This is a genomic window from Burkholderia sp. Bp9004 (assembly GCF_003858025.1).
Taxonomy (GTDB): domain Bacteria; phylum Pseudomonadota; class Gammaproteobacteria; order Burkholderiales; family Burkholderiaceae; genus Burkholderia; species Burkholderia diffusa.
On the sequence record NZ_QTQD01000004.1, the window covers coordinates 226976 to 252944 of the forward strand.

At 68.9% G+C, this 25969-nt stretch carries 25 protein-coding genes; 14 read left to right on the plus strand and 11 right to left on the minus strand.

From position 1 onward, the window contains the following. Positions 1-165 precede the first annotated feature (165 nt). The gene (locus DIE08_RS07080; RefSeq protein WP_059601302.1) at positions 166-1503 is read left to right on the plus strand and encodes an MFS transporter; all 1338 of its coding nucleotides are present in this window, start codon (positions 166-168) and stop codon (positions 1501-1503) included. Between the two features lie 134 nt (positions 1504-1637). Here DIE08_RS07080 and DIE08_RS07085 read toward each other — a convergent pair whose 3' ends face one another. Continuing rightward, a complete protein-coding gene (locus tag DIE08_RS07085) occupies positions 1638-2648 on the minus strand; it encodes a 3-hydroxybutyryl-CoA dehydrogenase (RefSeq protein WP_124901426.1) in 1011 nt (336 codons plus the stop codon). Then, positions 2645-3751, minus strand: a complete 1107-nt coding sequence (locus tag DIE08_RS07090) for an NAD/NADP-dependent octopine/nopaline dehydrogenase family protein (RefSeq protein ID WP_124620860.1) — start codon at positions 3749-3751, stop codon at positions 2645-2647. The genes DIE08_RS07085 and DIE08_RS07090 overlap by 4 nt, the downstream gene beginning before the upstream one ends. A 149-nt stretch (positions 3752-3900) precedes the next feature. Between DIE08_RS07090 and DIE08_RS07095 the strand changes: the two genes are divergently transcribed. Together DIE08_RS07095 and DIE08_RS07100 are read left to right on the plus strand one after the other, a co-directional pair. After that, positions 3901-4875 carry an AraC family transcriptional regulator gene (locus tag DIE08_RS07095; protein ID WP_124901427.1) on the plus strand — a complete coding sequence of 325 codons (975 nt, stop codon included), beginning with the start codon at positions 3901-3903 and terminating at the stop codon, positions 4873-4875. Further along, positions 4872-5903, plus strand: a complete 1032-nt coding sequence (locus DIE08_RS07100) for a LysR family transcriptional regulator (RefSeq protein WP_124620856.1) — start codon at positions 4872-4874, stop codon at positions 5901-5903. The genes DIE08_RS07095 and DIE08_RS07100 overlap by 4 nt, the downstream gene beginning before the upstream one ends. Positions 5904-5935: 32 nt before the next feature. Here the strand turns inward: DIE08_RS07100 and DIE08_RS07105 are convergent, their stop codons facing one another. Further along, the gene (locus tag DIE08_RS07105; RefSeq protein WP_124901428.1) at positions 5936-7066 is read right to left on the minus strand and encodes a porin; all 1131 of its coding nucleotides are present in this window, start codon (positions 7064-7066) and stop codon (positions 5936-5938) included. A gap of 410 nt (positions 7067-7476) precedes the next feature. Here DIE08_RS07105 and DIE08_RS07110 point away from each other — a divergent pair, with 410 nt between their 5' ends. Together DIE08_RS07110 and DIE08_RS07115 are read left to right on the plus strand one after the other, a co-directional pair. After that, positions 7477-8874: an MFS transporter gene (locus tag DIE08_RS07110; protein WP_124620851.1), complete on the plus strand. Its 1398-nt coding sequence runs from the start codon at positions 7477-7479 to the stop codon at positions 8872-8874. A 159-nt stretch (positions 8875-9033) separates the two neighbouring features. Then, positions 9034-10017, plus strand: coding sequence for a PDR/VanB family oxidoreductase (locus DIE08_RS07115; RefSeq protein ID WP_124901429.1), 984 nt, complete (start codon positions 9034-9036; stop codon positions 10015-10017). A 53-nt stretch (positions 10018-10070) separates the two neighbouring features. Here DIE08_RS07115 and DIE08_RS07120 read toward each other — a convergent pair whose 3' ends face one another. From DIE08_RS07120 to DIE08_RS07145, 6 genes are all read right to left on the minus strand, one after another. Continuing rightward, positions 10071-10988: a LysR family transcriptional regulator gene (locus tag DIE08_RS07120; RefSeq protein ID WP_124901430.1), complete on the minus strand. Its 918-nt coding sequence runs from the start codon at positions 10986-10988 to the stop codon at positions 10071-10073. Positions 10989-11075: 87 nt separating this feature from the next. Further along, positions 11076-11996, minus strand: coding sequence for a LysR family transcriptional regulator (locus tag DIE08_RS07125; protein WP_124901431.1), 921 nt, complete (start codon positions 11994-11996; stop codon positions 11076-11078). 67 nt (positions 11997-12063) lie between these two features. Beyond that, the gene (locus DIE08_RS07130; protein WP_124901432.1) at positions 12064-12792 is read right to left on the minus strand and encodes an ethyl tert-butyl ether degradation protein EthD; all 729 of its coding nucleotides are present in this window, start codon (positions 12790-12792) and stop codon (positions 12064-12066) included. 3 nt (positions 12793-12795) lie between these two features. Continuing rightward, on the minus strand, positions 12796-13323 hold the full coding sequence (locus DIE08_RS07135) for a flavin reductase (protein ID WP_059601279.1): 528 nt from the start codon (positions 13321-13323) through the stop codon (positions 12796-12798). A gap of 37 nt (positions 13324-13360) precedes the next feature. Beyond that, positions 13361-14554 (minus strand): acyl-CoA dehydrogenase family protein, encoded by a 1194-nt coding sequence (locus DIE08_RS07140; protein ID WP_124901433.1) that lies wholly within the window; start codon positions 14552-14554, stop codon positions 13361-13363. A 49-nt stretch (positions 14555-14603) separates the two neighbouring features. After that, the gene (locus DIE08_RS07145) at positions 14604-15938 is read right to left on the minus strand and encodes an MFS transporter (protein WP_124901434.1); all 1335 of its coding nucleotides are present in this window, start codon (positions 15936-15938) and stop codon (positions 14604-14606) included. A 324-nt stretch (positions 15939-16262) separates the two neighbouring features. Between DIE08_RS07145 and DIE08_RS07150 the strand changes: the two genes are divergently transcribed. The 3 genes from DIE08_RS07150 (at position 16263) to DIE08_RS07160 (ending at position 18498) form a co-directional block, all read left to right on the plus strand. Beyond that, the gene (locus DIE08_RS07150) at positions 16263-17546 is read left to right on the plus strand and encodes a Rieske 2Fe-2S domain-containing protein (RefSeq protein WP_124901435.1); all 1284 of its coding nucleotides are present in this window, start codon (positions 16263-16265) and stop codon (positions 17544-17546) included. Further along, a complete protein-coding gene (locus DIE08_RS07155; RefSeq protein ID WP_124901436.1) occupies positions 17543-18046 on the plus strand; it encodes an aromatic-ring-hydroxylating dioxygenase subunit beta in 504 nt (167 codons plus the stop codon). Before DIE08_RS07150 ends, DIE08_RS07155 begins: the two co-directional genes overlap by 4 nt. A 65-nt stretch (positions 18047-18111) precedes the next feature. Beyond that, positions 18112-18498 carry a tautomerase family protein gene (locus DIE08_RS07160; RefSeq protein WP_059601269.1) on the plus strand — a complete coding sequence of 129 codons (387 nt, stop codon included), beginning with the start codon at positions 18112-18114 and terminating at the stop codon, positions 18496-18498. A gap of 62 nt (positions 18499-18560) precedes the next feature. Here the strand turns inward: DIE08_RS07160 and DIE08_RS07165 are convergent, their stop codons facing one another. After that, on the minus strand, positions 18561-20114 hold the full coding sequence (locus DIE08_RS07165; protein ID WP_124620839.1) for an ATP-binding protein: 1554 nt from the start codon (positions 20112-20114) through the stop codon (positions 18561-18563). A 140-nt stretch (positions 20115-20254) separates the two neighbouring features. Here DIE08_RS07165 and DIE08_RS07170 point away from each other — a divergent pair, with 140 nt between their 5' ends. The 5 genes from DIE08_RS07170 to DIE08_RS07190 all read left to right on the plus strand — a co-directional run bounded on the left by DIE08_RS07170 (position 20255) and on the right by DIE08_RS07190 (position 24388). Next, positions 20255-21448, plus strand: a complete 1194-nt coding sequence (locus tag DIE08_RS07170) for an acyl-CoA dehydrogenase family protein (protein WP_124620837.1) — start codon at positions 20255-20257, stop codon at positions 21446-21448. 63 nt (positions 21449-21511) lie between these two features. Beyond that, complete coding sequence (locus DIE08_RS07175) at positions 21512-21889, plus strand: hypothetical protein (protein ID WP_011356094.1); 378 nt, start codon at positions 21512-21514, stop codon at positions 21887-21889. An 8-nt stretch (positions 21890-21897) separates the two neighbouring features. Further along, positions 21898-22431: a nuclear transport factor 2 family protein gene (locus DIE08_RS07180; protein WP_124901437.1), complete on the plus strand. Its 534-nt coding sequence runs from the start codon at positions 21898-21900 to the stop codon at positions 22429-22431. Between the two features lie 32 nt (positions 22432-22463). Next, the gene (locus tag DIE08_RS07185; protein ID WP_124620833.1) at positions 22464-23588 is read left to right on the plus strand and encodes an amidase; all 1125 of its coding nucleotides are present in this window, start codon (positions 22464-22466) and stop codon (positions 23586-23588) included. Positions 23589-23644: 56 nt separating this feature from the next. After that, positions 23645-24388, plus strand: a complete 744-nt coding sequence (locus DIE08_RS07190; protein WP_124901438.1) for an SDR family NAD(P)-dependent oxidoreductase — start codon at positions 23645-23647, stop codon at positions 24386-24388. 33 nt (positions 24389-24421) lie between these two features. Here the strand turns inward: DIE08_RS07190 and DIE08_RS07195 are convergent, their stop codons facing one another. Beyond that, a complete protein-coding gene (locus DIE08_RS07195) occupies positions 24422-25054 on the minus strand; it encodes a response regulator transcription factor (RefSeq protein ID WP_124620829.1) in 633 nt (210 codons plus the stop codon). A gap of 331 nt (positions 25055-25385) precedes the next feature. Between DIE08_RS07195 and hpaC the strand changes: the two genes are divergently transcribed. Continuing rightward, a complete protein-coding gene (hpaC, locus tag DIE08_RS07200; RefSeq protein ID WP_059601253.1) occupies positions 25386-25931 on the plus strand; it encodes a 4-hydroxyphenylacetate 3-monooxygenase, reductase component in 546 nt (181 codons plus the stop codon). Positions 25932-25969: the final 38 nt, after the last annotated feature.

Genomic DNA, 25969 nt, shown 5'->3' on the forward strand with positions numbered 1-25969 from the left:
CGGCGCGCGCGGGCACGGCCGTGCGCGCCGCGACCATCATTTGCGGGAGTGATGACACTCCCCTTTTTCTGCGGATTTGACCGGGGCGGCGGTGCCGACAACACTAGCCCGCAGTGCCGCATGCGTTCCAGAGACGGCACGCACCCGCCCCCTTCAGAGTCCGCCATGTACCCGACCGACACCGTGCAGTCCCCGAGCGCCGCCCGGCCGCTCGCCGACCGGCAGCTTCGCCGAATCGTCATCGCCTCCGTCGCCGGCAACGCGATGGAATGGTATGACTTCTTTGTCTACGGAACGGCCGCCGCGCTCGTGTTCGGCCACGTGTTCTTTCCACCGGGCGCGTCGCCGCTCGCCGGCAGCCTCGCCGCGTTCGCGGCGTTCGCGCTCGGCTTCGTCGCGCGGCCGCTCGGCGGGATCGTGTTCGGCCATGTCGGCGACCGTTACGGCCGCAAGGCGTCACTCGTGTGGACGCTGCTGATCATGGGCGCGTCGACATTCGCGATCGGCTTGCTGCCGACCTACGCGCAGGTCGGCCTGTGGGCACCGGCCGCGCTCGTCGTGCTGCGGCTGTTGCAAGGCATCGCGTCCGGCGGCGAATGGGGCGGCGGTGTGCTGATGATCAGCGAGAACGCACCGCCCGAGCAGCGCGGCTACTACGCGGCGTGGAGCCAGCTCGGCGTCGGCGGCGGCTTCGTGCTGTCGTCGGCCGCGTTTCTCGCCGCACAGGCACTGCCCGACGACGCGTTCCGCACCTGGGGCTGGCGGCTGCCGTTCCTCGCGAGCATCGCGATCTTCGCGATCGGCATCTATATCCGCCGCCACCTGCCGGAAAGCCGCGACTACGAACAGGCCGGCAAGCGCGGCGCGCACACGCATTTACCGGTCGTCGAATGCCTCCGCCGCCATCCGAAGGAAATCCTGCTCGCGATGGGGCTCCGTGTCGCCGAAAACGGCGGCGCGTACATCTTCCTCGCGTTCTCGCTCGTCTACGGCAGATATGTCGGCATCCCGAACGGCGTGATGCTGACCGGCGTGATGATCGCGATGGTCGTCGAAATGGCCGCGATGCTCGCGTGGGGCCGCCTGTCCGACCGGATCGGCCGCAAGCCCGTGTACCTGATCGGCGCGCTGAGCCTCATCGCGTGTGCATTCCCGTTCTTCTGGCTGCTCGACACGCGCGCGACGCCGCTCGTGTGGCTCGCGCTGACGGTCGGAACCGCGGTGAGCCACGGCGCGATGATCGGCACGCTGCCCGCGCTGGTCGGCGAGCTGTTCAGCACCGAGGTGCGCTATTCGGGCGTCGCGCTCGGTCATGAAGTCGCGTCGATCTTCGCGGGCGGGATGTCGCCGTTGATCGCGACCGCGCTGCTCGCGCGCTACCAGGCTTCATGGCCTGTGTCGCTGTTCCTCGTTGCGCTCGGCCTCGTGACGGTCGTGACGCTATGCGCGATGCGCGAGACGCGCGTCGTGCGGGCCGGCGATTCGCACGGCGACGGGGCGTGAGCGTGCGGCGCGCCCGCACGCAGGTCGGGCCACGTGCGCCAGCCGGCCGTGGCCGATGCAGCAGCGCGTCGTGCGGCGCAGGCATCCCCACCCTGCCAGCACCGCCCGGCGCCCACGCGGCCCTGCCGCGACGGCTACATACCCGATGCCCGCCCCGCGCCGTCGAACGCCGGCGCCAGCCCCAGATGATCGAGCAAGCGCCCGAACTCGCCAAGCCGCTGCCGCATGTACGCGGCGACGTCGACGTCCGCATAGTCGTGGAAGCCAGCCCCCGTGCGCACGCCGTCGCGCCCGGCTTCCATGTTGCGCACGACGCTGTCGGCCGGCGCAAAGCGCGGGCCGATTTCGCCGGCGAGATACGTCGACGCGTAGTACAGGATGTCGCAACCGCCCCAGTCGATGAACTCGAGCAGCCCGAGCACCGCGAAGCGCGGGCCGAAGCCGGTGCGGATCGCGGTGTCGATGTCCTCGGCGCTCGCGACCCCCTCTTCCACCATGCGCACGGCCTCGTTCATCGCGAGCGCCTGGATGCGCGGCACGATGTAGCCCGGCGCCGGCCCGCAGATCACCGGCTTCTTCCCGACGCGTTCGAGCAGCGCGGCCAGTGCATCGACGACCCGTTGATCGGTCGCGCCGCTGCGGCTGATCTCGACGAGCGGCATCAGCAACGCCGGGTTCAGCCAGTGCGCGTTCAGCATCCGTTCAGGGTGTGCAACATGGCGCTGCAGCTCGGTGACGACGAACGTCGACGTCGTCGACGCGATCGTTGCGCGCGCATCGACATGCGCGCCCAGCCAGCGCAGCGCGTCGACCTTTGCATCGAGCACTTCGGGCAGCGCTTCGAACACGATGCCGGCGCCGCGCACGGCGTCTGCCGCGCCGTCTCGCGCGACCAGTGCGATACGCGCGACCACGGCCCTGGCCTGCGTGTCGTCGATACGCCCGAGCGCGACCTGCGCATGCAGCGGCCGCAGGATCTCGCCTCGCGTGCGATCCTCGAACACACGCCATCCTTGCGCGTCGCGCGGCTTGAAGTCGATCAGCGTCACGTCGAGGCCCGCGAATGCGAAGACGAGCGCTATCCCCTGCCCCATGCGTCCGGCGCCGAGCACGTGCACGCGCGTCACGTCGGTGGCGGGCGTCATGCGGCGTATCCCGCATCGAGCAGCGCGCGCATCGCATCGCGCGACAGGGCGGCAAGGCCGAACCCGTCCAGCGTACGGCCTTGCGCATACAGGTCGCGCCCGGTCACCGCCGACGCGACGCTCAGCAGCCCCTGCGCAACGGGCGTCGGCACGTTCGCCCAACGCCCGCACGACACGATGAACGACAGCCCGAGCCGGGTGTCCTCGAGCATGTAGCGATGCGTGCACAGATCGATCTTCTCGCGCCAGTCGCCGCTGTCGGTCAGCTTGCCGTGCGCGCCTCGCCCGTACATCCATTCGTCGCCGTCGGTCGCATAGTGGTCCGCGAGCGGGAAATGCGGCGCGCGATAGCCGAGCGCTTCGCGCACGGCGATGCGTTCTGCGTCGAGCGCGTTCGTCACGCGGCGGATCGACGGTTGCGTGCCTTCGTTGTGGATGTCCCACGCGTCGAAGTGTTCGAGCGGCCCGGCGTTCATCAGGATCAGCGGCGGGTGGATCACCGGACCCGCATTCATCAGCGCGCCCGACAGCGCATCCTCGACCGGCTCGACCGGCGGATAGCCCGCGCGGAGCACGTCGAACGCCCAGCCGGCCGCGTTCGCGGGAAACACGCCGGTCGGCAGGCGCGTCGCATACGCGCTGATCACGACCGCGTTCTCGCCGTGCTTGCGCACCAGATACGGCAGCGTGCCCGTCTCCGCATACGCAACGCGCGCACGGTTGCCGGCGTCGGCCGCCGCGCGCGCGAACACGAAGCTGCCGAACGTGCCGGGCGGCAGGAACACGACCTGGCCGTCCTCGAGCAGCGGCGCGACCTGCGCGGCGAGCGCGTCGTGCGAAACGGCCGGCAGCGGCACCACGACGAGCCGCGCGCCGCGCAGCGCGGCCTCGAGATCGTCGGTCAGGCGGATCGCGCCAGGCGCGTCGCCGAGCGGCACCGCGCGCTTGCCGCGATAGTCGGTCACGTGCAACGCGCCGAGCTCGCGCAGCCGCGCATGCGGTTCGCGGTCGCGCCGCCACCACGTCACGTCGTGGCCCTTCTCGAACAGGTCGATCGCGGCCGCATGGCAGCCGTGGCCTCCGCCCAGTACACATACCTTCATCGTTGTCTCCCGGTGAGTGGATGGTTCCGAGACTACGCGGTGGCGCATATCGCGTCGCTTCGAAACGCGCAACGGCACGCCCGTTCGCGCAACGCAATCGCAACAACACGCACGCCGCCGCGCTCACGCATCCAATACGAGGCCACCATATGGATATCGCGCTCTCCCGACATGCGCCGAACCGGCTCGGCACGCTGCATGCGCCCGACGAAGTCGAACGCGCGGTCGCGCACCGGCTCGGGCCGCACCGGATGGCCGCGCGCGGCCGCGATCCGTTTCATGCGGAGCTGTATGAGGTGCCGCTGCATCACGGCGCGCTGCTCGAACTCTGCTACGGCCGCGAAACGCGCATCGATTTCGGCGACGATGCCGATCATTTCCTGTTCCGGCTGACGCTGTCGGGCGCGTGCGAACTGCGGGCCGGCGATGGCGTCGCGCGGGCGGGCCCGGGCCAGCTGACCGTGTCGTCGCCGGCGCGCGCGAGCCGCCTATGCACGAGTCCCGATTGCCGCAACCTGGTGCTGCGACTCGAACGCGGCGCACTCGAACGCAAGCTGCGGGACATGCTGCACGCGACGCTCACGCGGCCGCTGCAGTTCGATCTCGCCGCCGGCGGCAACGGCACGGGCGTCGCGCTCGTGCTGCCGACCTTCGAATACCTGTGCCGGCTCGGCGCACAGCCGCACATCGGCGCGTCGACGACGACGTTCGGCGCCGATCTCACCGCTTGGCTGATGTCGCTGCTGCTCACACACCTGCCGCATTCGTACAGCGCTGCGCTGGCGCGCGGCACGCCGCCGCTGCCGGCGCATGTGCGCCGCGCATGCGACCACGTCGACGCGCATCTGGGGGATCCGCTCGCGCTCACCGCGCTGGCAGCTGTCGCGGGCGTCGCGCCGCGCACGCTGCAGCACGCATTTCGCGCGTTCCTGAACACCACGCCGGCCGCATACGTGCGTGAGCGCCGGCTGGCCGCAGTGCACGCCGCGCTGGAACGCGGCGACGCACGCAGCGTGACCGACGTGCTGCTCGCGCACGGCATTCATGGCTTCGGCCATTTCGCGAAGGCCTACGCGCGGCGTTACGGCCACGCACCTTCCGTCACCGCGAGGCGAGCACGATGACGCATTCCGCCACCGGCCGGCCGCCGGCCCGCCATGAAGCCGCGCCGCACGACGCGGACGCGCCCGACGGCCTGCGCGTGCAGGACCTCGACCTGAATCTGCTGAAGACGTTCCGCGCGGTCTATACGGAGCGGCATGTCGGCCGTGCGGCGTTGCGGCTCGGCGTCACGCAGCCGTCGGTCAGCTACGCGCTCGGCCGGTTGCGGCTGATGTTTCGCGACGCGCTGTTCGTGCGCACCGGCACCGGCGTCGAGCCGACGCCGCGCGCGCAACGGCTCGCCGTGTCGGTCGACAAGGCCCTCGCGATCCTGCAAGACGTGCTCGACGAAGGCTCGCGGTTCGTGCCAGACAGCACGCAGCGCGTGTTCCGGCTACACATGAGCGACTTCGCGGCGAGCGCGTTCCTGCCGACGCTGCTCGCGGAATTCGACCGGCGCGCACCGGGCGCGGTGATCGAGACGCTGCACGTCGACGAATGCCAGCTCAACGTCGCGCTCGAGTCGGGCCGCATCGATTTCGCGCTCGGACATTTCGCGGACGCGTCGAGCCACTTCCAGCGCACCGCGCTGCTGCACGAGCGCTGCGTGCTGCTGATGCCGCGCCGCACCGCGCAGCGCGTCGCGCTGCCCGACGATTTCGTGCTCGACGGCGACGCGCCGGACACGCTGCGCTTCGTCGCGGTGTCCGCGCATCCGCAGTCGATGCAATTGCTCGTGCGGCACGGACTGATGCCGCGCGTGCGTGCGGCGCTCCCCGACTTCATGGTGGTGCCTGCGTTGCTCGAACAGGGCGACTATGCGCTGATCCTGCCGGAAACGATCGCGATCACGTTCGCCGCGCGGCAGCCGTGCGCACTGTACGAGATCGCCGGTGCCGGCGAGTGGGCGGTCAATGCGTACTGGCACCGGCGCTTCGATGCGGACCCGGGCCATCGGTGGCTGCGTGCGCTGCTGCTGGAGTTGTTCGATATCGGCCGGCAGGCGCCGTTCGATGCATGGCTCGCGCCGCAACCACCCGCCTGCGCGTAGCGGCGCAGGCGGACAGGGCCAACCGTCGGCGGTCAGAACGACGTGAGGATGCCCGCGACGATCGAGCTGGCGGTCGCGCCGGGCTTGGCGACCGCGACGCCGCCGCCCGCCGCGCCGTTCACGACGAAGCGCGCATGTGCGCCGTTGCGCACCATCGCGGCCCCCGTGTACAGCACCGTGCGTTTCGACAACGGATAGTCGAAGCGGATGCCGTACGAATCGGCGTTGCCATCGCTGTCGGCCACCTTCCGGTAGTGGCCGATGCTCAGCAGCAGCGACGCGCGCCCGATCGGCACCGTCGCGCTGAGTTCCATCGTGTCGCTGTGCGGATACGCGCTCTGGCTGTCGATCGCGGCTGCGACGTCCGGGCCGCCGCGATGCCGCATGTACAGCGCGGCGACCTTCACGACGTCGAAGTCGTACGAGATCGCGCCGACCGTGTAGTTGCCGTTCGCGGCCGGGCTCGTGTCGCCGAGCGCGGGTGCGGCGACCGGGCTGAACTTCTGCTGCATGTAGTCGACGTCGACCGACAACCCGCCGCGCACGTAGTTGAGGCCCGCGCCGTACGTGTCGCCGAGCGATGCCGGCCGGCCGGCCGCGCCGTTGGTGCCGCGCGCGGCCATCGCGCGCAGCATGAAGCCCGCATAACGCGGCGACGTGTAGCGCATCGCGTTGCGCACGCGCAGGAACGCGGGTCCGACGAAGTTGTTCGTCGCGTTGCCCCATGCGAGGCCCGCGCCGAGGCCGGGCAGGCTGTACGTGACGAGCGTGGTATGCACGATCGTGTAGAGCTCGCCGAGCTGCACGCCACCGAACGGCCCCGTGATGCCGACCCAGGCCTCGCGGCCGAACAATGCGCTGCTGTTCGACAATGCGCCACTCGCCGCGTTGAAGCCGTCCTCGAGCTTGAAGATCGTCGCGTAGCCGCCGCCGAGATCCTCGACACCCTTCAATCCCCACTGCGATGCCCACAGGTTGCCGCTGCCCATGCGTGTCACGTGGTTCGGCCCGGCGTTCGCGTACTCGATCGCGGTATCGACGCGGCCGTAGAGCGTCACGCTCGATTGTGCGACAGCCGGCAGCGATACGCATGCAAGCAGCGCGGCAGCCAGCGTGGCAAGCGGTGCGGCAAGCCGGTCGGCTCGCCCGTTCGGATGGTTCATCTTGGTCGTCCCGTGGAGATTGCGGCGCCTGTCGGCATCGCGCCGCTTGATGTGAAGCGCATTCGCCGCGAAGGGCCAACGCTGCCGATCAAAAACGGGCCGAGTCTAGGAACGACAATTTCGGACGTCGACGCAATCCGCTCTATAACGCTTATAGATGTGCCGCATGATGCGCACGCGCCCCGCCGCACGCGCGCTGCGGGGCGCCCCGTGCGCACGGCCTCGGTGTTTTCTTTATCCGGGTCGGTAGATGTCCGTGTGGCGCGGCTGTCACTCCGGCTATGGCGGCCGAATTTGGCCGACTACGCTGCCTCTCCAATCGTGTCACCCGCACGCTTTCGCGCCGCGACGGCACCCGGCCCGCGAGGCCGGCGCCGCGCTTTTCCACCGCCCGCTCCTGGAGAATCCGCATGTCTGCACCCACGGCCCGCGCTGCCGACGGCAAGCGCTATACGTACGAATGGTATGTCGTCGTCATCTGCATGCTCGCGTATGTCTTTTCGTTCGTCGATCGCCAGGTGCTCGTCCTGATGATCGAACCGATCAAGCGCGACCTGCATCTCACCGACACGCAGTTCAGCCTGCTCAACGGGTTCGCGTTCTCGCTGTTCTACGCGGTGATGGGGTTGCCCGTCGCGTATCTCGCCGACCGCTACGCACGTCCGCGCATCATCTCGCTCGGCATCGCGCTGTGGAGCGTCGCGACCGCCGCCTGCGGGTTCAGCCAGCACTTCGTGCAGATGTTCGTCGCGCGGATGGGCGTCGGCGTCGGCGAGGCCGCGCTGTCGCCCGGCGCGTATTCGATGCTCGCCGACTATTTCCCGAAGGAGAGGCTCGGCCGCGCGATCGCCGTGTATTCGCTCGGCTCGTTCATCGGCGGCGGCGTCGCATTCCTGATCGGCGGCTACGTGATCGCGCTGCTCAAGCACGCGAGCGCGTTCACGCTGCCGGTCGTCGGGCAGGTGCATGCGTGGCAGGTCACGTTCCTGATCGTCGGGCTGCCGGGGATTCTCGTCGCGCTGCTGTTCGCGGCCACCGTGCGCGACCCGCAGCGCAAGGGGCTCGCGCAGGATCGCTCGGGCGCCGTGCGACGCGTGTCCATGCGCGACTCGCTGCGCTTCGTCGGCACGCATCGCACAACCTTCGCGTGCCACTACCTCGGCTTTTCGTTCTACGCGATGACGCTCTACTGCCTGCTGAGCTGGACGCCCGCGTTCTACATCCGCCGCTTCGGCATGACGGCCGTCGAAGCCGGCTACACGCTCGGCATCGTGCTGCTCGTCGCGAATACGGCCGGCGTGTTCTGCGGCGGCTGGCTCAACGACTGGCTGCTGCGGCGCGGCCGCACCGATGCGCCGATGCGTGCCGGCGCGATCGGTGCCGCATGCATGGCGATTCCCGCGACGCTGTTCACGCAGCTCGACAGCCTGCCGGCGTCGCTCGCGATGCTCGTCGTCGCGATGTTCTTCGCGTCGTTTCCGATGCCGACGTCGACCGCCGCGATGCAGACGCTCGCGCCGAACCAGATGCGTGCGCAGATCTCCGCGCTGTTCCTGCTCGTGTCGAACCTGATCGCGCTCGGTATCGGCACGACCGTGGTCGCCCTGTTTACCGATCGCGTATTCGGCGCGCCGGCCGCGGTCGGCCATTCGATGTCGATCGTCAACGTAGCGGCGGCCACGCTCGCCGCGCTGCTGCTGGCAGCCGGGTGCCGGCACTATCGCCGCAGCCTCGATCGCGAACGCGGCCATGCATCGGCAGCCGCGCCGCAGGCGGCCGAGGCTGCCAACGCGATCGCCGCCCGCTGAACATCGAGCGCAATCGGTCGCCTGGCCATCATCCATCTCACTGATTCAGGCATCGCTTTTTAATCGATTTGATTTATGCGATGCCTCTCCCTATTCTCGATCGCATGACGGCGCGGTGTCTGCCGCGCCGCGTGTTCCTCCTCCCCCACGGATTTACCCATGCAAGCGAACCGCCACCAAGTCCGGATCGACGCGCTGATCGACGCGGCGCAGGACATCCGCTGTTTCCGGGTTTCGCGCGTCGACGGCCAGCCGTTCGACGCATACGAACCAGGCGCCCATATCGACGTCACCGCGCCGTCCGGCATCACGCGGCAGTACTCGCTGTGCGGCAACCCCGACGAGCGCGGCAGCTTCCTGTTCGCGGTGAAGAAGGAAGCGCAGTCGCGCGGCGGCTCGCGTTCGCTGCACGACGACGTGACCGTCGGCGCCGAGCTGTCGATCGGCGCGCCGCGCAACCTGTTTCGTCTGACGGATGACGCAAGCGAGCACGTGCTGATCGCGGCCGGCATCGGCATCACGCCGCTGCTGTCGATGGCCTATGCGCTGCACAAGCGCGGCGCGCGCTACCGGTTGCATTACTTCGCGCGCAGCCGCGATCACGCCGCATTCGTCGAAGAACTGTCGGCCGAACCGTTCGCGTCGCACGTGACGTTCCACTACGGCATCGAGCCCGATGCGCTCGTGGCCGAGCTGGGCCGCTGCGTCGAATCGGTCGATGCGCACGCACACGTCTATACGTGCGGCCCGGGGCCGTTCATGGATGCAGTCGTCGCGGCAGCCGCGACGCGCTTGCCCGACGATTCGATTCATCTCGAACGCTTCGCTGCCGAACCGGCCGCCGTCGGTGCGGACCATGCCGGCGCCGGCCCCGCACACGGCTTCGAAGTGCGCCTGCAGCGCAGCGGGCAGTCGGTACGCGTCACGCCCGACACGTCGATCGTCGACGCGCTCGCGCGGATCGGCATCGAGGTCGATACGTCATGCGGCGAAGGCGTGTGCGGCACCTGCATGGTGCCGGTGCTCGACGGCGAGCCCGATCATCGCGACCACTGCCTCAGCAAGGCCGAGCGTGCGAGCAATACGGTGATCTGCTGCTGCGTGTCGCGTGCGCGATCGGCGGTGCTCGTCCTCGATCTCTGATGCCTTGATGCATGGAAGAACCGACATGCGGGCGCGCACGCGCCGCGCAGCCGTCACGCGTCGAACCGCTCGACGATCTCGGCGAGCAGCGCACGCATCCACGCGTTGCCCTCGTCTTCGTGGAAATGCTCGTGCCAGTGCATCGTCACCGGCGCGGGCGGCAGCGTGACGGGCAGGTCGTACAGCCGGAACGCGTTATCGCGGTTCAGGATCTGCGCGAGCCGCTTCGGCAGCGTCGCATAGAGATCGGTGACCGACAGCACGCTCGGCAGCGCGACGAAATGCGGCACTTCGAGCGCGATGTTGCGGCCCACGCCCTGCGCGCGCAATGCGTCGTCGAGCGCGTGATGGCTGTGCTCGACCGATTTCACGTTGACGTGCGCGGCGCGCACGAACTGGTCGAGGCTCAGCACGGCGCCACCTGGCAGCCCGCGCCGACGGCCCGTCATGCAAACGTAGGTCTCCTCGAACAGCACCTGGTGACGAGTGCGCGGCATCAGCTCCGGCAGGTTGCCGATCGCGAAATCCAGCCGGCTCGCGCGCAACGCTTCCTCGATCTCCTCCACCGGCAGCGGCTGCACGCTCAGCGTCACGCGCGGTGCACGCTCGCGCAGCGCCTGGCAGATCGCCGGCAGGTACGCCATCTCGCCCGCGTCCGACAGCGACAGCCGGAACGTGCGCGTGCTGGTGGCCGGATCGAAGCGCTCCGCGTAGCGCAGCGCCACACGCACCATGTCGAGCGCCTTGCCGACGATGCCCGCGAGTTCGAGCGCGACCGGCGTCGGCTGCATGCCCGCGCGCGTGCGCACGAACAGCGGATCGTCGAACAGCGTACGCAACCGGCCGAGCGAATAGCTGACGGCCGGCTGCGACAGCGCGAGCCGCTCGCCGGCCTTCGTCAGGCTGCGCTCCTCGACGATCGCCTGGAATACGCGCAGCAGGTTCAGATCGAGATGATCGACCGATGTCATGACCGCCTCCACTATTCGTCCAATTGATGCGTGAACGCATTCTAAATCAGTGAAGCGGATTATTACGCGGGCGGCGAGAATTCGCTGTCAGGCTTCCGGCCGATGGAACATCTCGTGGATGACACCGCGCAGCCATGCGATGCCGGGGTCCGCCGCGAACTGCACGTGCGTGTGCATCTGGATCTCGATCGGCGGCAGCACGAACGGCAGCGGAAAGATCCGGAACGCGCGGCCGCGATTGAAACGCTCGGCGACGCTGCGCGGAAAGATGATCGCCAGATCGGTGTGCTGAACGATCTCCGGCGCGACGATGAAATGTGGCAACCGCAGCACGACGGTGCGCTCCACGTGCAGCTCGTCGAGCCACTTTTCGACCATGCGGTGGCCGGTCGCGCTGCTGCTCGCGTAGACGTAGCGCAGCGCGGTCAGGTCTTCCTGCGTCGGCGCGCGCTTGCGCAGCGGGTGGCCCGCTCGAACCATGCATACGTGCTCGTCCGAGAACAGCGTCTCGCTCACGCAGCCGGGGCCCGGGTCGGGCACGTAGCCGAGCGCGAGATCGATCTCGCCGCTGCGCATCGCGGCGCCGACCGCCTCGACCGCCGCGCTCGCGATCTCGACGTGAATGCCCGGCGCGACTTCCGCGAGCTTCGCGAGCAGCGGCGGCAGGAAATAGAACTCCGACATGTCGGACATCGAGAGGCGGAACGTGCGGCTGGCCGTGGCCGGATCGAAATGCGCGACCTGTTGCACCGCGAGATCGATGATTCCGAATGCCCGCGTCAGCGGGCCGTGCAGCTGGCGCGCCACGTCGGTCGGCGCCATGCCGGCCGGCGTGCGCACGAACAGCGGATCGTCGAAGAGATTGCGCAAGCGCCGCAGCGCGTGGCTGACGGCCGGCTGTGTGAGCCCGAGCCGCTCGCCGGCCGCGGTGAGACTGCGCAGCTCCGAAATCGCGAGGAACACCCGCAACAGGTTGAGGTCGGTGACGACCGGATGGGATTTGGTCATGGCGCTCGCAAGCCGCGGCGGGGGCGCGTCGGCACGGCCGGCAAGCGGTCGCGCGACGCGGCGCAGACTACTCGGCCGATGTTATCTCAAAACTTTCGCTCGCCATCGGGAAATGCGGCGTCGCGCCCGAAAACGGCGGCAGCGCATCGAAATCGCTGCGCATCAGCAGGCGGACCGGCGACGCCAGCGCGTGCGCCAGTGCATCGGCATCGTCGAACACGACCTTGTTGCGTTGCATCGCGTGCGCGCGCGGCGCCGGCAGCGCGCTCCGGTAATCGACGCGCGTGTAGATCTCGATCGCGCGGATGCCCGGCAATTGCGCCATCAGCGGCGGATGACGATCGAGGTAGTGCGACAGCCACGCGTTCGGATCCTCGGCCTCGCCTTCATAGCTGACGAGGAAGGTACAGCTTCGCGCGCCCGGGCCCACACCCGGGCCCGCCACCGGAATCCGGCGCACGGCCATCGCCTGCTGCGCGACGCGCCAAGCTGCCGCCTGCCATCGCACCATGCAGGCGTATGCGGCGCCCGTCGGCGCAAGCGTCGCTTCGAGCGCGTCGAGCTCGGCGAAATAGCCTTGCAGCACGCATGCGGGCGATGGCGGCCGCGCCACGGGGTCGGCACGGTCGGCGGCCAATGCGACGGGCCGATGGACGACCAGCCGCTCCAGCCCGGGCGCGGCGCGCAACGTCGCCACGGCACCGCCGATGCCGGCCAGCGGCACGTCGGCATCGGCATCGGCATCGGCATCGGCATCGGCGCCATGCTCGACGATCAGGAACAGGCAGACTTCCATCCGTCACCCCGCCTGCGCGGCCAGCGGATGCGCGAGCCGGTGGAACGCGCGGCCGAAGTAGATCAGCCCGTCGGCCGCCGCATGCAGCGCGATGTGATCGACCTCGACGAACATCACCGAATGCGAACCGACCGACTTGCTGTCGATGATGCGCCCTTCGAGGCTGACGTTCGCATCGGCCAGCACCGGCACGCCGGTTTTGCCGTCCAGCCAGCGCGTGTCGTCGAAGCGCGTATCGCCCGGCGCCGGCGTCATGCCTGCGAACGTCCTCGCGACCTCCTGGCACGCGGACGGCAACAGGTTGATCGCGACGCGCCCGTTGCCGCGCATGATGTCGTGCGCGCGGCTGCCGCGGTTGATGCACACCAGCATCGTCGGAGGCATATCGGTCACCGAGCAGACCGCGCTCGCGGTGATGCCCCAGCGGCCGTGCGCACCGTCGGTGGTGACGACATTGACGCCGGCCGGCAGGCGCGACATCGCCTCGCGAAAATCCTGGCGGACGTCGCATTGGATCGTTGCTTCGTTCATCTTGTGCTCCTGCTGCGAAAAATCGGCGTGGTGCCGATCACGGGTACGGCGTAACGGGTACGATGCCGGCAAACACGGCGCCGGAGCCGTCGTAGGTCGCCTCGCCGAGAAACGCGTGCTGCGTGACCACGATCGAATCGCGCACCAGCTGCTGCAGCCGGTTCTCGCGATAGATCGCGGCCGTGCCGGCAAGCTGGTAGGCCTGCATCACGACCTTCGCGCACACCTGCGCGGCATGCGTCGCGCTCAGGCGCAGCAGGTTCGCCTGCTGCGGCGATACGGGCCGGCCAGCGGCCAGCGACGCCCATGCGGCTTCCGCCGTCTCGTAGAAAAACGCCCGCGCACTGCGCCAGTCGGCCTCGGCCTTCGCAAGCCCTTCGCGGTAATACGGACGATCGGCGAGGCGCGGCGCGCCGGTGGTCGTCTTCGTCGCGCCCGACATCGCGGTGAGCAGGTCCAGCGCGGCGCGCGCGATGCCGACGTTCACGGCCGCATGCACCTGCGCCTGGTACGCGACCGCCGGATAGCGGTACAGCGGCTCGTCGACGGTCGGCTCGCCGCCGCGCACGAACGTCCAGGCTGCATCGACGAACCGGTCGTTCAGCGCCAGGTCGTGACTGCCGGTGCCCTGCATGCCGACCACGTGCCAGTTCTCGACGATCTCGACGTCCTCGGCGCGAAATACGGCCGTGAACGGCTTGCCCGGCGCGCCGCCGTCGGCCGGCGCACCGCCGATGCCGACACCGATCCAGTCCGCCCCCTTGCAGCCGCTCGCGAAGCGCCAGCGGCCCGTCACGCGGTAGCCGCCCGGTGCGGGCCGGGCCGGCTGCAGCGGGTAAAGCCCGCCCGCGAACACCTGGTCGGGGCCGTCCGCGTAGATCGTACGCTGCGTGTCGAGCGGCAGCGCGGCGAGATACGTGTTGGCCGAGCCGAATGCCGCGACCCACGCGGCCGAACCGTCGGCGATCGCGATCCGTTCGAGCATCGCGAGAAATACGTGCGGCGGCAGCGCGTCGCCGCCGAAGCGCGCCGGCGTGCCGGCGCGGAAGATGCCCGCGCGTTTCATCATCGCGACCACGTCGCGCGGCACGTGCGACAGCCGGTCGAATTCGTCGCGCCGGCGTTCGACCTCGGCGATCACCGTATCGAGAGGCAAAGGTGACCGGTCGGCCGGTTGCGGCGGCACGGGCACGTCGGGCACGACGGCACGGATGGCGGAATGAGCTTGCATGGTGATGTCCTGAAAAGGCGAAAGGTATGGAGGAAAGACGGTGCGCCGGTCAGCGCGATCGGGCAGCATCGCGCATCGTCTTCGGATGGGTTTCCGGTGCGATGCAGGTTGCGACGACCGTGATTGCGCCGAGCAGCACGAGATAGATGACGATCGGCGTCGCGCTGCGGTAGTGCGCGAGCAGCGCGGTCGCGATCGCCGGCGACAGCCCGCCGCCGAGCACCGACGCGATCTCGCGACCGATTCCGAGCCCCGAGAACCGCAGGTGCACAGGCAGCAGTTCGCTGATGAACGCCGGCTGCGCGCCTTCGAGAATGCCGATCGCGATGCTGTTGGCCAGGAGCAGGGCGACGATCACGTGCGAGAAGCGGCCCGACTGCAGCAACGTGAAGTACGGATACGCGATCAGCACTACGGCGACGGCGCCGAGCAAGTAGACGGGCTTGCGGCCGATCCGGTCGGTCAGGCGGCCCGCGAGCAGCGTCACGGGAATCATCAGCAGCATCGAGATCACGAGCCCGCTCAGTAGCCACGATGCATCGAGACCGATGAACTTGCCGTACGCGAGCGAGAACGCGAAGAACAGGTACGACACCGCGCCTTCGCCGAACCGCAGCCCGAACACGGTCAGCACTTCGCGCGGGCATTCGCGCAGCACGTCGACGAGCGGCGTCGCGCTGGACTTCCGTGTCGACCGCGCATCGGCGAATTCCGCGCTCTCGCCGATCGAGCGGCGCATCCACAGGCCGAACCCGACGAGCACGATGCTCGCGAGGAACGGGATGCGCCAGCCCCAGCGCTCGACGTCGGCTGCCGGCAGCTGCTGCACGAGCAGGAACGCGGCAGTCGACAGCACGAAGCCGAACGCCGCGCCGCACGGGCTCCATGCGGCGAGCGCACCGCGCCGGTCGGCCGGCGCGTTCTCATGGATCAGCAGGATGCTGCCGCTCCACTCGCCGCCGGCGGCGAGCCCCTGCAGCACGCGCAGCAATACCAGCGCGACCGGCGCGGCGATGCCGATTTCGCGATAGGTCGGCAACAGCCCCATCCCGACCGTCGCCGCGCCCATCGTCAACATCGTCAGCATCATCACGGTCTTGCGCCCGTAGCGATCGCCGATGTGCCCGCACAGCAGCCCGCCGATCGGACGCGCGACGAAGCCGACCGTGAAGCCGCCGAACGCCGCGATCGTGCCGGTCAGCGGATCGCTGCCGACCGGAAAGAACAGCTTGCCGAACAGCAGCGCGGCGGCCGTCCCGTACAGGAAGAAGTCGTACCATTCGAGTGCCTGCCCGATCACGGCGGTCGCGACCGCGCGTCGGACCGAACTCGTGCTGCGGGAAACGGGCAACGAAACCGCTGACAGGGGCGCTGGTGAGTTCATGGTGTGTTGGAGGATAAGTTCAGTTGTCCTGCCTGTCCGGCATCGGGCGGCAGGTCCGCGATCGAATCTGTTCACTGCGTCCGAATCACGATAAGAGCGCAGCGGAATGCGGTCAAATTCCCGCCAAAAATGATGAACATGAATCGCATGCATGGGCATGCCGTGCCGCGAGTCGCCCATCTAATTATCCATCGCGCTTATTTGATCGCCTTTTTTAGATCAATTTGACGGATGAAAACGCGACGACGAAACTGGTCCCGCTATCCGTGCGAGGTCCGCCCGACCGGACCCGCACTTCCTCGCGACTCTTTCCCCACGACGACGATGAGCGACATTTCCTACCAGACGATCGACACCCGCGCGCTGCACGGCTTCGCGCAGCCCGACCGCATCGCACCCGCGATGTATCACGATCCCGCGCTGTTCGAAGCCGAGCTCGACCGCATCTTCTACCGCACCTGGATCTGGGTTGCGCACGAAAGCGAGCTGCCGAACCCGGGCGACTTCATCACGACGACGATCGGCCGCCAGCCGGTGATCGTCGTGCGCGATAAGACCGGCGAGATCAACGTGCTGCAGAATCGCTGCCGCCATCGCGGCGCGACCGTGTGCGAATCGCACAAGGGCAACGCGAAAGGCTTCACGTGCCCGTATCACAGCTGGTCGTACGCGCTCGACGGCACGCTGCGCGCGCTGCCGTATGGCGACGGCTACGAAGGCGTGTGCGAGAAGGGCGACCTGCCGCTCGTGAAGCTGCGCGTCGGCGTGTACCAGGGGCTGATCTTCGCGAGCTTCGACGACGCCATCGAACCGCTCGAGGATTTCCTCGGCGGCGCGAAACCGTGGATCGACCTGTTCATGAAGCAGGGTGCCGGCTACCCGATCAAGGCGAACGGCGAGCACAAGTTCAAGTTCAAGGGCAATTGGAAGATCCAGCTCGAGAACACGACGGACCTCTATCACTTCCCCGTCGTGCACAAGTCGTGGATGAAGTCGATCGACGACGAGACGGCCGCCGCGATCACGAGCTTCATGACGAGCGAGGACGCGTTCTGCCGCGCGCTGGGCAACGGCCACAGCCTCGCGGTGCTCATGCCCGAACTGATCGATCTCGACGAAGACGACGGCGCGCCGCTGCCCGAGCGCTTCGCGCCGCTCGCGGCGAAGCTCGCCGAGCGCCACGCGCCGGACGAAGTGCGCCGCATCGTGCGCTCGCTGATGGGCGTCGGCTTCAACCTGAACCTGTTTCCGAACCTCGCGCTATCGATGGCGTTCTTCCGCGTGCTGCGGCCGATCTCGGCGAACGAGACCGAGATCCGCCACGTCGCGCTCGCGATGGACGGCGGCCCGGACGAGGCGAACCGCGAGCGGCTGCGCATCCACGAGCACTTCCAGGGCCCGTTCGGCTTCGGCAGCCCCGACGACGCGGAAGCCTGGGAGCGCGTACAGCGCGGCGCGCATGCGGGCCCCGACGTGCCGATCCTCGTGAACCGCGGGCTGAACCGCGAGACGACGGCCGCGAACGGCGAAAAGACCGCGCATGCCACCGACGAGACGGGCATGCGCGAGGCCTACCAGCAATGGCGAAAAATGATGGAGCAACAGTGATGGATGACCGCAACGCCCTTTTTTCCGAGCAGACCTTCGCCCGCGCGGTCGAATTCGTGTGGCGCGAAGCCGAGATGCTCGATCGCCGCGACTATCGCGCGTGGCTCGACCTGTGGGACCCGGCCGGCCACTACGTGGTGCCGATCGATCCCGACGCGACCGATTTCGCGGCGACGCTGAACTACGTGTTCGACGACCAGGACATGCGCGAGAAGCGCGTGCAGCGGATGCTGTCCGGCTATTCGGCGTCGGCGTCCGACGCGGCGCGCACGGTGCGCACCGTGTCGCGCTTCACGCTGGAAAGCGGCAGCGCCGACACCGTCGAGCTGAAATCCGCGCAGGTTGTCGTCGCATACAAGCGTGGCGTCGCGACCCTGTTCGCGGCCAATGTCACGCACAAGCTGCGTGTCGATGCGGACGGCGAGATGCGGATCGCGGAGAAGGTCGTGCGCCTGATCGACTCGACCGAAGCGCTCAGCGCGATCGGCTTCCTGCTGTAAGCCGCCGCCGGTTCACCGCCGAATCCGCAACGGTGAACCGGTCACCTTCACCTTTCCGGACGACCATGCCCACACTCGAAGTTTTCCTGCCGGCCGGCCACGACGACGCCTGCAAGGCCGAGCTGATTGCGCGGCTCAGCAGCGCGACCGTCGACGCGACAAGCGCGCCGATCGAATCGGTGCGCGTGCTGCTCACCGAATTGCCCGCGACGCATATCGGCCTCGGCGGGCGCACGGCCGCCGACGGCGCACCGCCGTCGCTGCCGGTGATCGTCGCGATCCTGATCGCCGGCCGCACCGATGCGCAGAAACGCGCGCTGATCGCCGCGCTGTCCGACGCTGCCGCGAACGTGCTCGATGCGCCGTTGCAGGCAACGCGCGTGATGATCAAGGACATCCCGAACACCGACTTCGGGATCGGCGGCCAGACTGCGCGGGCGCTGGGGCGCTGACCGTGTGCCGCGCGTCGCTGCCCTGCCGTGACGCATGTGATGCACGCGATGCAGCGCAGCGGCTACGCGTGCGCTCCGGCGAGCGGCAGCGTCACGCGGCAGTCGAGCCCACCGCCTTCGGCCGGACTCGCGCCGATGCGCCCGCCGTGGCGCGTGACGATGCTCTTGCACAGCGACAGCCCGATCCCGTTGCCGCCGGCCTTCGACGACGAGAAGCCGTCGAACAGCCGATCGTGCGCACCTTCCGCGATACCGGGTCCGTTGTCGATCGCGCGCAGCTCGGCGTGCCCGTCGACGTTCGCGGTGCCGAGCGTCAGCATGCACGGTGCGCGCTCGCAGCCGGCGAACGCCTCGATCGCGTTGAAGGCGAGGTTGAGCATCACCTGCCCGATCAGCACGCGCTCGCAGCGGATCGGCAGCGGCACATCGGCCTGCACGATCGTCACCGTCACGCCCGCCTCCTTCGCGCGCAGCTCGATGAAATACGCGACGTCAGCGAGGATCTCGCGCAAATCGGCGAGCGCGACGACCGGCTCGCGCTTCACGATGAACTCGCGCACGCTCTTGATGATCAGCGCCGCATGCTCGGCCTGCCGGTCCGCGCTGCGCAGGCCCCAGATCGCGTCGTCGACGGCCCCGCGCGCGTTCAGCCGCTGCACCGCGCCCTCGATGAAGTTGCGCACGGCCGCGAGCGGCTGGCTCAGCTCGTGCGCGATCACGCTCGCCATCTCGCCCATCGCGTTGTAGCGGCCCGCGTATTCGAGCATCCGCGCTTGCGCGCGCCGCGCATCCTCGATCGCCACTTCGTCGCTCACGTCGCGAAACTGCACGAGCAGCCCGTCGAGATCGCCTTCGATCTCGACCTGCCGGCACTGGATGCGCAGCCAGCACGCCGAGCCGTCGCGCCGCACGATCCGGTAACGCTGCGGCTCGGACGGGCACGCGGACGGCGCATCGCGCAGCTGCGCGACGAGCCGGTCGCGGTCGGCCGCGCTGCAATAGTCGAGCACCTCGCCGAGCGCTTCGTCCGGCGCGAGCCCGAGCACGCGGCGGCCCGACTCGCTGATGAACTGCACGCCGCCGTGCGGTGTCACGACCGCGATCCCTTCATCGAGGTCCTGCATGAACTCGCGCAGCCGTGCTTCGTAGCGGCGCAGTTGCTGGCGCACCGCTTCTTCCGCGCTGATGTCGCGGAACTGCACCATCACGACGTCGCGACCGCGCAGCGGCACGTAAGTGGCGGTCGCCTCCGACAGCATGTCGACGCCCGTGCGCGAGCGGTAACACCACTCGTACACCTGCGGCCCGTCGACGAGCGCGCGATCCCACGCACTCACGGCGATCTCGCGCTGGTATTTCGGTTCGGGACGCGTCATGTCCGGCGCCTTCAGCGGCAGCAGTTCCTCGACGGAAAAGCCGAGCGCGATGCACGCGGCGCGATTCGCCCACACGATCGCCTTGGTATGCGCGTCGTGCAGCAGCACGCAGGTGGTCAATGCGTCGAGCAGCCGGTGGAAATCGTCTTCGTCGGGAAAACTCATGATCGGATCCGGATGAAGGCACGCGGCGTCGCGCGGCCGGATGTCCAACATAGCACCGGCGTGCGCGGCCCGCATCTGAAGATTTCTTTAGCCCGGCACGGAGCGACACCAGTCACGCAGCCCTACGCACCAATTGCTGCGTGTTTTCGGCGTTTCTAGACTAGGTCCATGCCGTGTCCATCCCCGCAATCGAACCCCATCCCCAGGAGACAGCCATGCCCAACGCCGCCCTCGCCATCGACGCCGCGCCCCCCTCGCCGCATGCGGTCCGCGAAGCGGCCGCACGTATGTCGCCGCTCGACGCGGTGATCGAGACCGTCGCCGCGCGCCGCGACGAGTTCGACCGCCTGTCGCATGTGCCGCGCGACGTGATCGCGCTGTTCAAGGAGGCCGGCATCTATCGCGCGGGCACGCCGCGCCGCTTCGGCGGCGATGCGCTCGCGCCCACCGCGTTCCTCGGCATGATCGAGCGGATCGCGACCGCCGACGGGTCGGCCGCGTGGGTCGCGAGCTTCGGCTCGGCCAACGCCTATCTCGCCGCGCTGCCGCTCGCCACGCAGGCCGAGCTGTACGCGAGCGGCCCCGACCAGGTGTTCGCGGGCGGGCTGTTCCCCGTGCAGCCGGCGCAGGCGGCACCCGGCGGCTGGCGCGTAACGGGCACGTGGAAGTTCGCGAGCGGCTGCAAGGGCGCCGACTGGCTCGGCGTCGGCATCGCGGTGCCCGGCGCGCAGGATGCCGCGCCGAACAAGCCCCGCACGGCCGTGTTCCGTGCCACCGAAGTCGAGATCGTCGAGAACTGGAGCGTGGTCGGCATGCAGGGCACGGGCAGCCACGACCTGCGCGTCGACGACCGCTTCGTGCCCGAAGCGTGGACCTTCGTGCGCGGCGGCGAGGCGACCGTCGACGAGCCGCTGTACCGCTATCCGACCGTCGCATATGCGGCGCAGGTGCTCGCCGTGGTCAACCTCGGGCTGGCCCGCGCGGCGCTCGACGTCGCGAACCGCATGTCGGGCGGCCGCCAGACGACCACCGGCGCGCCGCGCCTCGCCGATCGCGCGTATTTCCGCATCGAACTCGCGAAGGCCGAGGCACAGCTGCGCTCGGCGCGCGCGTTCTTCTACGACGCGACCGACTCGGTCTGGCAATCGATTCTGGCCGGCAACCCGGTCACGCCCGAGCAGGTCAGCCTGCTGAGACTCGCCGCCACGCATATCGCACGCGAAGGCGCGAGCGTCGTCGAGCGCGCGTACCGCCTCGGCGGCACGGCCGCGATCTATCGCACGCATCCACTGCAGCGCCTCTTGCGCGACGCGATGGTCGTCACGCAGCACGCGTTTCTCGGCGAAGGCAACTTCGACGGCGCTGGCGCGGTGTTCACCGGCGTCACGCCGTTTCCCGGCTATCTGTAATCCGCGTCGATTCGTATCGATTCGCTTCAACGCCGCTCGACGCATTCTTCAGGAGAACCTGTCATGTCCGATTCGAATCCGCTGCCGCTGCGCGTGCTGTTCTGCTGCGGCGTGTCGCAAAACTTCTTTGACCTGCCGCGCGAGAAGATCGGCGAAGTGTGGCAAGCGTATGGCGCGATGCTCGCCGCCGTCGAGGCGATGCCCGGCGTGCGCGTGCTCGGCGTGATGGATGACGACCGCCTCGTGGTCGGCCAGGCCGACGGCGCGCCGTGGACGTTCTACATCATGGCCGACGTCGCCGACTTCGACACGACGGTCGCGGTCTGCAACCTGTACCGCACGACGCCGGTCGGCGAATACAACCTGTGGCGCTATGGCAAGATCGAGGCGCGGGTCGGCCGCGCGCTGACCGTGCCGCCGGCCGCGAAACCCGCAGCGTGAGGCGCGCGATGACCGGCCCCGATTCTTCGCGCTCGATCGCGGCGCTCGAAGCGCTTGAACGGCGCGTGGCGGCGCTCGACGCCGAACGCGCGGTGCGCGCGACGATCACGCGCTACATGGCGCTGTGCGACGTGCCCGTGGACGCCGGCGACGGCCCGGCGCTCGCTGCGCTGTTCACGTCCGACGCGGTGTGGGAAGGCATCGGCCCGCAGTACGCGCGCAAGTTCGGCCGCCTCGAAGGCACGGATGCGATCGTCGCGATGCTGCGTCGCTATCTGCCGCCCGATCCGCATTTCGCGGCGAACCTGCATTTCCTGACGTCGGAGTCGATCGACGTCGGCGCCGACCATGCGAGCGCACGGGGCCGCTGGATCATGCTGCAGGCGTCGCGCTACGCGGACGGCACGGCGGAGCTGATCGCCGCGCGGCTGAGCGTCGACTTCGCGCCGGCCGGAGGCGGCGCGACCTGGCTGATCCGCCATTTCCGCACCGAGCGCGTGCTCGACGGCCCGTGGCCACTCGCCGCCGCGCCGCAATCCTGAACCCTTTCACTCCGCTCCCACGCCATCGCACCATGACAGGCTTCATCGATACCTTCACGCTGGGCGGCCCGGGTCCGACGATCGCGATCAAGGACACGATCGACATCGCAGGCCATCCGACCCGCGCGGCCAGCCGCGCACTCGCCGACGCGCCGCCCGCCGCGCAGCACGCGGACGTGGTCCGCCTGCTGCTCGACGCCGGCTGGCAGATCGCCGGCAAGGCGAACATGCACGAGCTCGCGTTCGGCATGACCGGCATCAACGACACCACCGGCACGCCGGTCAATCCGCAGGACCCGACGCGCATTCCCGGCGGCTCGTCGAGCGGATCGGCGTCGCTCGTCGGGCTCGGTGTCGTCGACGCCGCGCTCGGCACCGACACCGGCGGCTCGATTCGCGGGCCGGCCGCCTGCTGCGGCGTGGTCGGGTTGAAACCGACGTTCGGCCGCGTGTCGCGGCGCGGCGTCGCACCCACCGACACCACGCTCGATTGCGTCGGACCGTTCGCGCGCGACGTCCGCACGCTCGCAGCCGTGATGGCCGCCATTGCACCGGACTTCGATCCGACGCGCGCGACAGCGCCCGTTGCCGGCTGCACGATCGCGCACGTGATCGCCGATGCCGATCCGGCCATCGCCGCCGCGCTCGATGCGGCGGTGCGCGCATCGGGCCTGCGCACGCACGATGTTGCGCTCGACGAACTGCCTGCCGCGTTCGCCGCGGGGCTCGCCGTCATCAACGCGGAAACGTCGCGCGCATTCGGGCATCTCGTCGACACCGGCAAGCTCGGCGCGGATCTCGATGCGCGGCTGCGCATGGCCGCGCAGACGACACCGGCCGCGCTCGTGCAAGCCGAAGCCGTACGCGCGCGCTTCACCGCTCAGGTCGATGCCGCGCTCGAACGCGCGGACGTGCTGGTGCTGCCGACGCTGCCCGCGTTGCCGATCACGCTTCAACAGGCGCGCGAGGGCGTATCGGTCATCGCGATGTCGTCGCTGATCCGGCCGTTCAACCTGAGCGGCCATCCGGCGCTCAGCCTGCCGCTGCCGCTCGCCGGAACACCGCTGAAGGCCGGGTTGCAGATCGTCGGCCGCAAGGGCGCGGACGAACAGGTGTGCGCGATTGCGGCACACTTCGAAACGGCGCTTGCCGCATGAACCACGATGCGGGTGCCGCTTCGGCCACGCGCCCGCAAACCAGGGAATCACGCACCATGTCAGACCGAGTCGTCCTCGTCACCGGCGCCGCGCGCGGGCTCGGCGCCGTCATCGCCGAACGCTTCCTCGCGGCCGGCTATCGCGTCGCGCTGGCCGACATCGCCGCCGACGCCATTCATGCGCACGCGCGCCAAATCGACCCGAGCGGCGAACGCGCGATCGCGCTGCCGCTCGACGTCACGTCGAAACGCGATTTCGAAGCCGCGCGCGATGCGCTCGTCGCGCGCTGGGGCGCAATCGACGTGCTCGTCAACAATGCCGGCGCATCGAAGGTCGTGCCCGCGATGGAGATCACGGCCGAGCAGTTCGACCAGGTGATCGACGTGAACCTGCGCAGCGTGCTGTTCGGCTGTCAGGTGTTCGGCCACTACTTCGCGACACGCGGCGCGGGCCGCATCGTCAACATCGCGTCGCTCGCCGGGCAGAACGGCGGCTCGGCGACGGGGGCGCACTATGCGGCCGCGAAAGGCGGCACGCTGACGCTGACCAAGGTGTTCGCGCGCGACCTCGCCGCGCAGGGCGTGACCGTCAACGCGATCTCGCCGGGCCCGCTCGACCTGCCGATCGTCTACGAAAGCGTCGCGCCGGAAAAGCTGCGGCAGGTGCTCGCGAGCCTGCCGGGCGGCAAGCTCGGATCGGCCGGTTTCGTCGCGGATGCGGCGGTGCTGCTCGCGTCGGGCGACGCGCATTTCGCGAACGGCGCGTGCTGGGACATCAACGGCGGGTTATACATGCGTTGAACGCGGCGCGCGCGACGGCGCGCATTCGTGCATCTAGCGCGGCGTGTCGCCGTCGTCCCCCCACACGACCATCACGTCGCGCACCAGCGCGGCGATCGACGTCGCACCGAGCTTCTCCTTGATGCTCGCGCGATGCACGTCGACGGTCTTCACGCTGATCGACAGATCCGACGCGATCTGCTTGCTGCCCTTGCCGTCGACGACGCCGCGCAGCACCTCCTTCTCGCGTGCGGTCAGCGCGTCGAGCCGCTGGCGCAGCTCGCGATGCCGCTGGCCGACCGCGTGCCGCTGCTGCGCGAGCCGCAACGCGCGCTGCACGCGCTCGAGCATCTGCTGCGAGTTGTACGGCTTCTCGACGAAATCGATCGCGCCGTTCTGCAGCGCGCGCACGGACATCGGGATATCGCCGTGTCCGCTCACGAAGATCACCGGCAGCGTCGCGCCGCGCGCGTTCAGTTCCGCCTGGACGTCGAAACCGCTTTTCTCCGGCATCCGCACGTCGAGCACCAGGCACGCGACCAGGTTCACGTCGAAGCGCGCGAGAAAATCGGCGGCATTCGCGAAGCCTTCGGACGCGATGCCGACCGACTCGAGCAGCCAGGCGAGCGACGTCCGCATGCCGCTGTCGTCGTCGACGATGTATACGATCGGAGCGGGTGACGTCATCGGGGTGTCTCGCAAGATATCGGTATCGGCATCGCACGCGCCGCGGGTGAGGCAGGCGTCGTTCGTCGGGGTGTGCGGCACATCATAACGAGCAGAAAATGCGCTGAATACCCCTTCACGTGCCGCATCAATGCTCCATCGCACTTTTTTCCGCGCGCCGTGCCGCGCATCTAGGTAGAACCTTTAGATGCATTGGCGAGAACGCCATCTTCATCATCACTCGTGCGAATGTTCGCCGGCTTTTTCGCGACGTACGCTTGCTGCATCGTCGACGATTCGATGCCGCATCGACGGCTCGCACGATCGCCACCTCATTCACCCAGGAGCGCCCATGTCAGCACCGACCGATACCCCGCAACCGGCGCGCGCCGAACCCACCGCCGCGCAACAGGCCTTCCGGCAAGCGATGGCCCACCTCGGCGCGGCCGTCAACGTGATCACGACCGCGGGGCCGCACGGCCGCTGCGGGATCACGGCGAGCGCCGTCTGTTCCGTCACCGACGCGCCGCCGACGCTGCTCGTGTGCCTGAACCGGTCGAGCGCGATGCATGCGACCTTCGAGCGCAATCGTCATGTGTGCATCAACGTGCTGCCGGCCGAGCACGAACTGCTCGCGCGGCATTTCGCAGGACTCACCGAGTTGCCGATGGAGCGCCGCTTCGAGCTGCCGGTGTGGGATCGCGGCGAGCAGGATGTGCCCGTGCTGCGCGATGCGCTCGCGAGCCTGCAAGGCACGATCGCCGACATGAAGGAAGTCGGCTCGCATTCGGTGATGTTCATCGAGGCGACGTCGATTCGCGTGCGCAACGACGGCGACAGCCTCATCTACTTCAGCCGCGCGTTCCATCGCGTATCGCGTACCGCCTGCGTGCGGTAACGGTCGGGGGTAACGAAACGGTGCCGCGCTCGCCGATC

Bases quoted from the DNA above. Each gene is read 5' to 3' on its own strand.
- hpaC (WP_059601253.1), top strand. From the start codon at position 25,386: ATGTCAGCACCGACCGATACCCCGCAACCGGCGCGCGCCGAACCCACC.
- DIE08_RS07145 (WP_124901434.1), bottom strand. From the start codon at position 15,938: ATGAACTCACCAGCGCCCCTGTCAGCGGTTTCGTTGCCCGTTTCCCGC.
- DIE08_RS07165 (WP_124620839.1), bottom strand. From the start codon at position 20,114: ATGCGGGCCGCGCACGCCGGTGCTATGTTGGACATCCGGCCGCGCGAC.
- DIE08_RS07195 (WP_124620829.1), bottom strand. From the start codon at position 25,054: ATGACGTCACCCGCTCCGATCGTATACATCGTCGACGACGACAGCGGC.
- DIE08_RS07100 (WP_124620856.1), top strand. From the start codon at position 4,872: ATGACGCATTCCGCCACCGGCCGGCCGCCGGCCCGCCATGAAGCCGCG.
- DIE08_RS07105 (WP_124901428.1), bottom strand. From the start codon at position 7,066: ATGAACCATCCGAACGGGCGAGCCGACCGGCTTGCCGCACCGCTTGCC.
- DIE08_RS07115 (WP_124901429.1), top strand. From the start codon at position 9,034: ATGCAAGCGAACCGCCACCAAGTCCGGATCGACGCGCTGATCGACGCG.
- DIE08_RS07160 (WP_059601269.1), top strand. From the start codon at position 18,112: ATGCCCACACTCGAAGTTTTCCTGCCGGCCGGCCACGACGACGCCTGC.
- DIE08_RS07130 (WP_124901432.1), bottom strand. From the start codon at position 12,792: ATGGAAGTCTGCCTGTTCCTGATCGTCGAGCATGGCGCCGATGCCGAT.
- DIE08_RS07140 (WP_124901433.1), bottom strand. From the start codon at position 14,554: ATGCAAGCTCATTCCGCCATCCGTGCCGTCGTGCCCGACGTGCCCGTG.
- DIE08_RS07135 (WP_059601279.1), bottom strand. From the start codon at position 13,323: ATGAACGAAGCAACGATCCAATGCGACGTCCGCCAGGATTTTCGCGAG.
- DIE08_RS07185 (WP_124620833.1), top strand. From the start codon at position 22,464: ATGACAGGCTTCATCGATACCTTCACGCTGGGCGGCCCGGGTCCGACG.
- DIE08_RS07175 (WP_011356094.1), top strand. From the start codon at position 21,512: ATGTCCGATTCGAATCCGCTGCCGCTGCGCGTGCTGTTCTGCTGCGGC.
- DIE08_RS07095 (WP_124901427.1), top strand. From the start codon at position 3,901: ATGGATATCGCGCTCTCCCGACATGCGCCGAACCGGCTCGGCACGCTG.
- DIE08_RS07170 (WP_124620837.1), top strand. From the start codon at position 20,255: ATGCCCAACGCCGCCCTCGCCATCGACGCCGCGCCCCCCTCGCCGCAT.
- DIE08_RS07080 (WP_059601302.1), top strand. From the start codon at position 166: ATGTACCCGACCGACACCGTGCAGTCCCCGAGCGCCGCCCGGCCGCTC.
- DIE08_RS07085 (WP_124901426.1), bottom strand. From the start codon at position 2,648: ATGACGCCCGCCACCGACGTGACGCGCGTGCACGTGCTCGGCGCCGGA.
- DIE08_RS07150 (WP_124901435.1), top strand. From the start codon at position 16,263: ATGAGCGACATTTCCTACCAGACGATCGACACCCGCGCGCTGCACGGC.
- DIE08_RS07090 (WP_124620860.1), bottom strand. From the start codon at position 3,751: ATGAAGGTATGTGTACTGGGCGGAGGCCACGGCTGCCATGCGGCCGCG.
- DIE08_RS07180 (WP_124901437.1), top strand. From the start codon at position 21,898: ATGACCGGCCCCGATTCTTCGCGCTCGATCGCGGCGCTCGAAGCGCTT.
- DIE08_RS07120 (WP_124901430.1), bottom strand. From the start codon at position 10,988: ATGACATCGGTCGATCATCTCGATCTGAACCTGCTGCGCGTATTCCAG.
- DIE08_RS07190 (WP_124901438.1), top strand. From the start codon at position 23,645: ATGTCAGACCGAGTCGTCCTCGTCACCGGCGCCGCGCGCGGGCTCGGC.
- DIE08_RS07110 (WP_124620851.1), top strand. From the start codon at position 7,477: ATGTCTGCACCCACGGCCCGCGCTGCCGACGGCAAGCGCTATACGTAC.
- DIE08_RS07125 (WP_124901431.1), bottom strand. From the start codon at position 11,996: ATGACCAAATCCCATCCGGTCGTCACCGACCTCAACCTGTTGCGGGTG.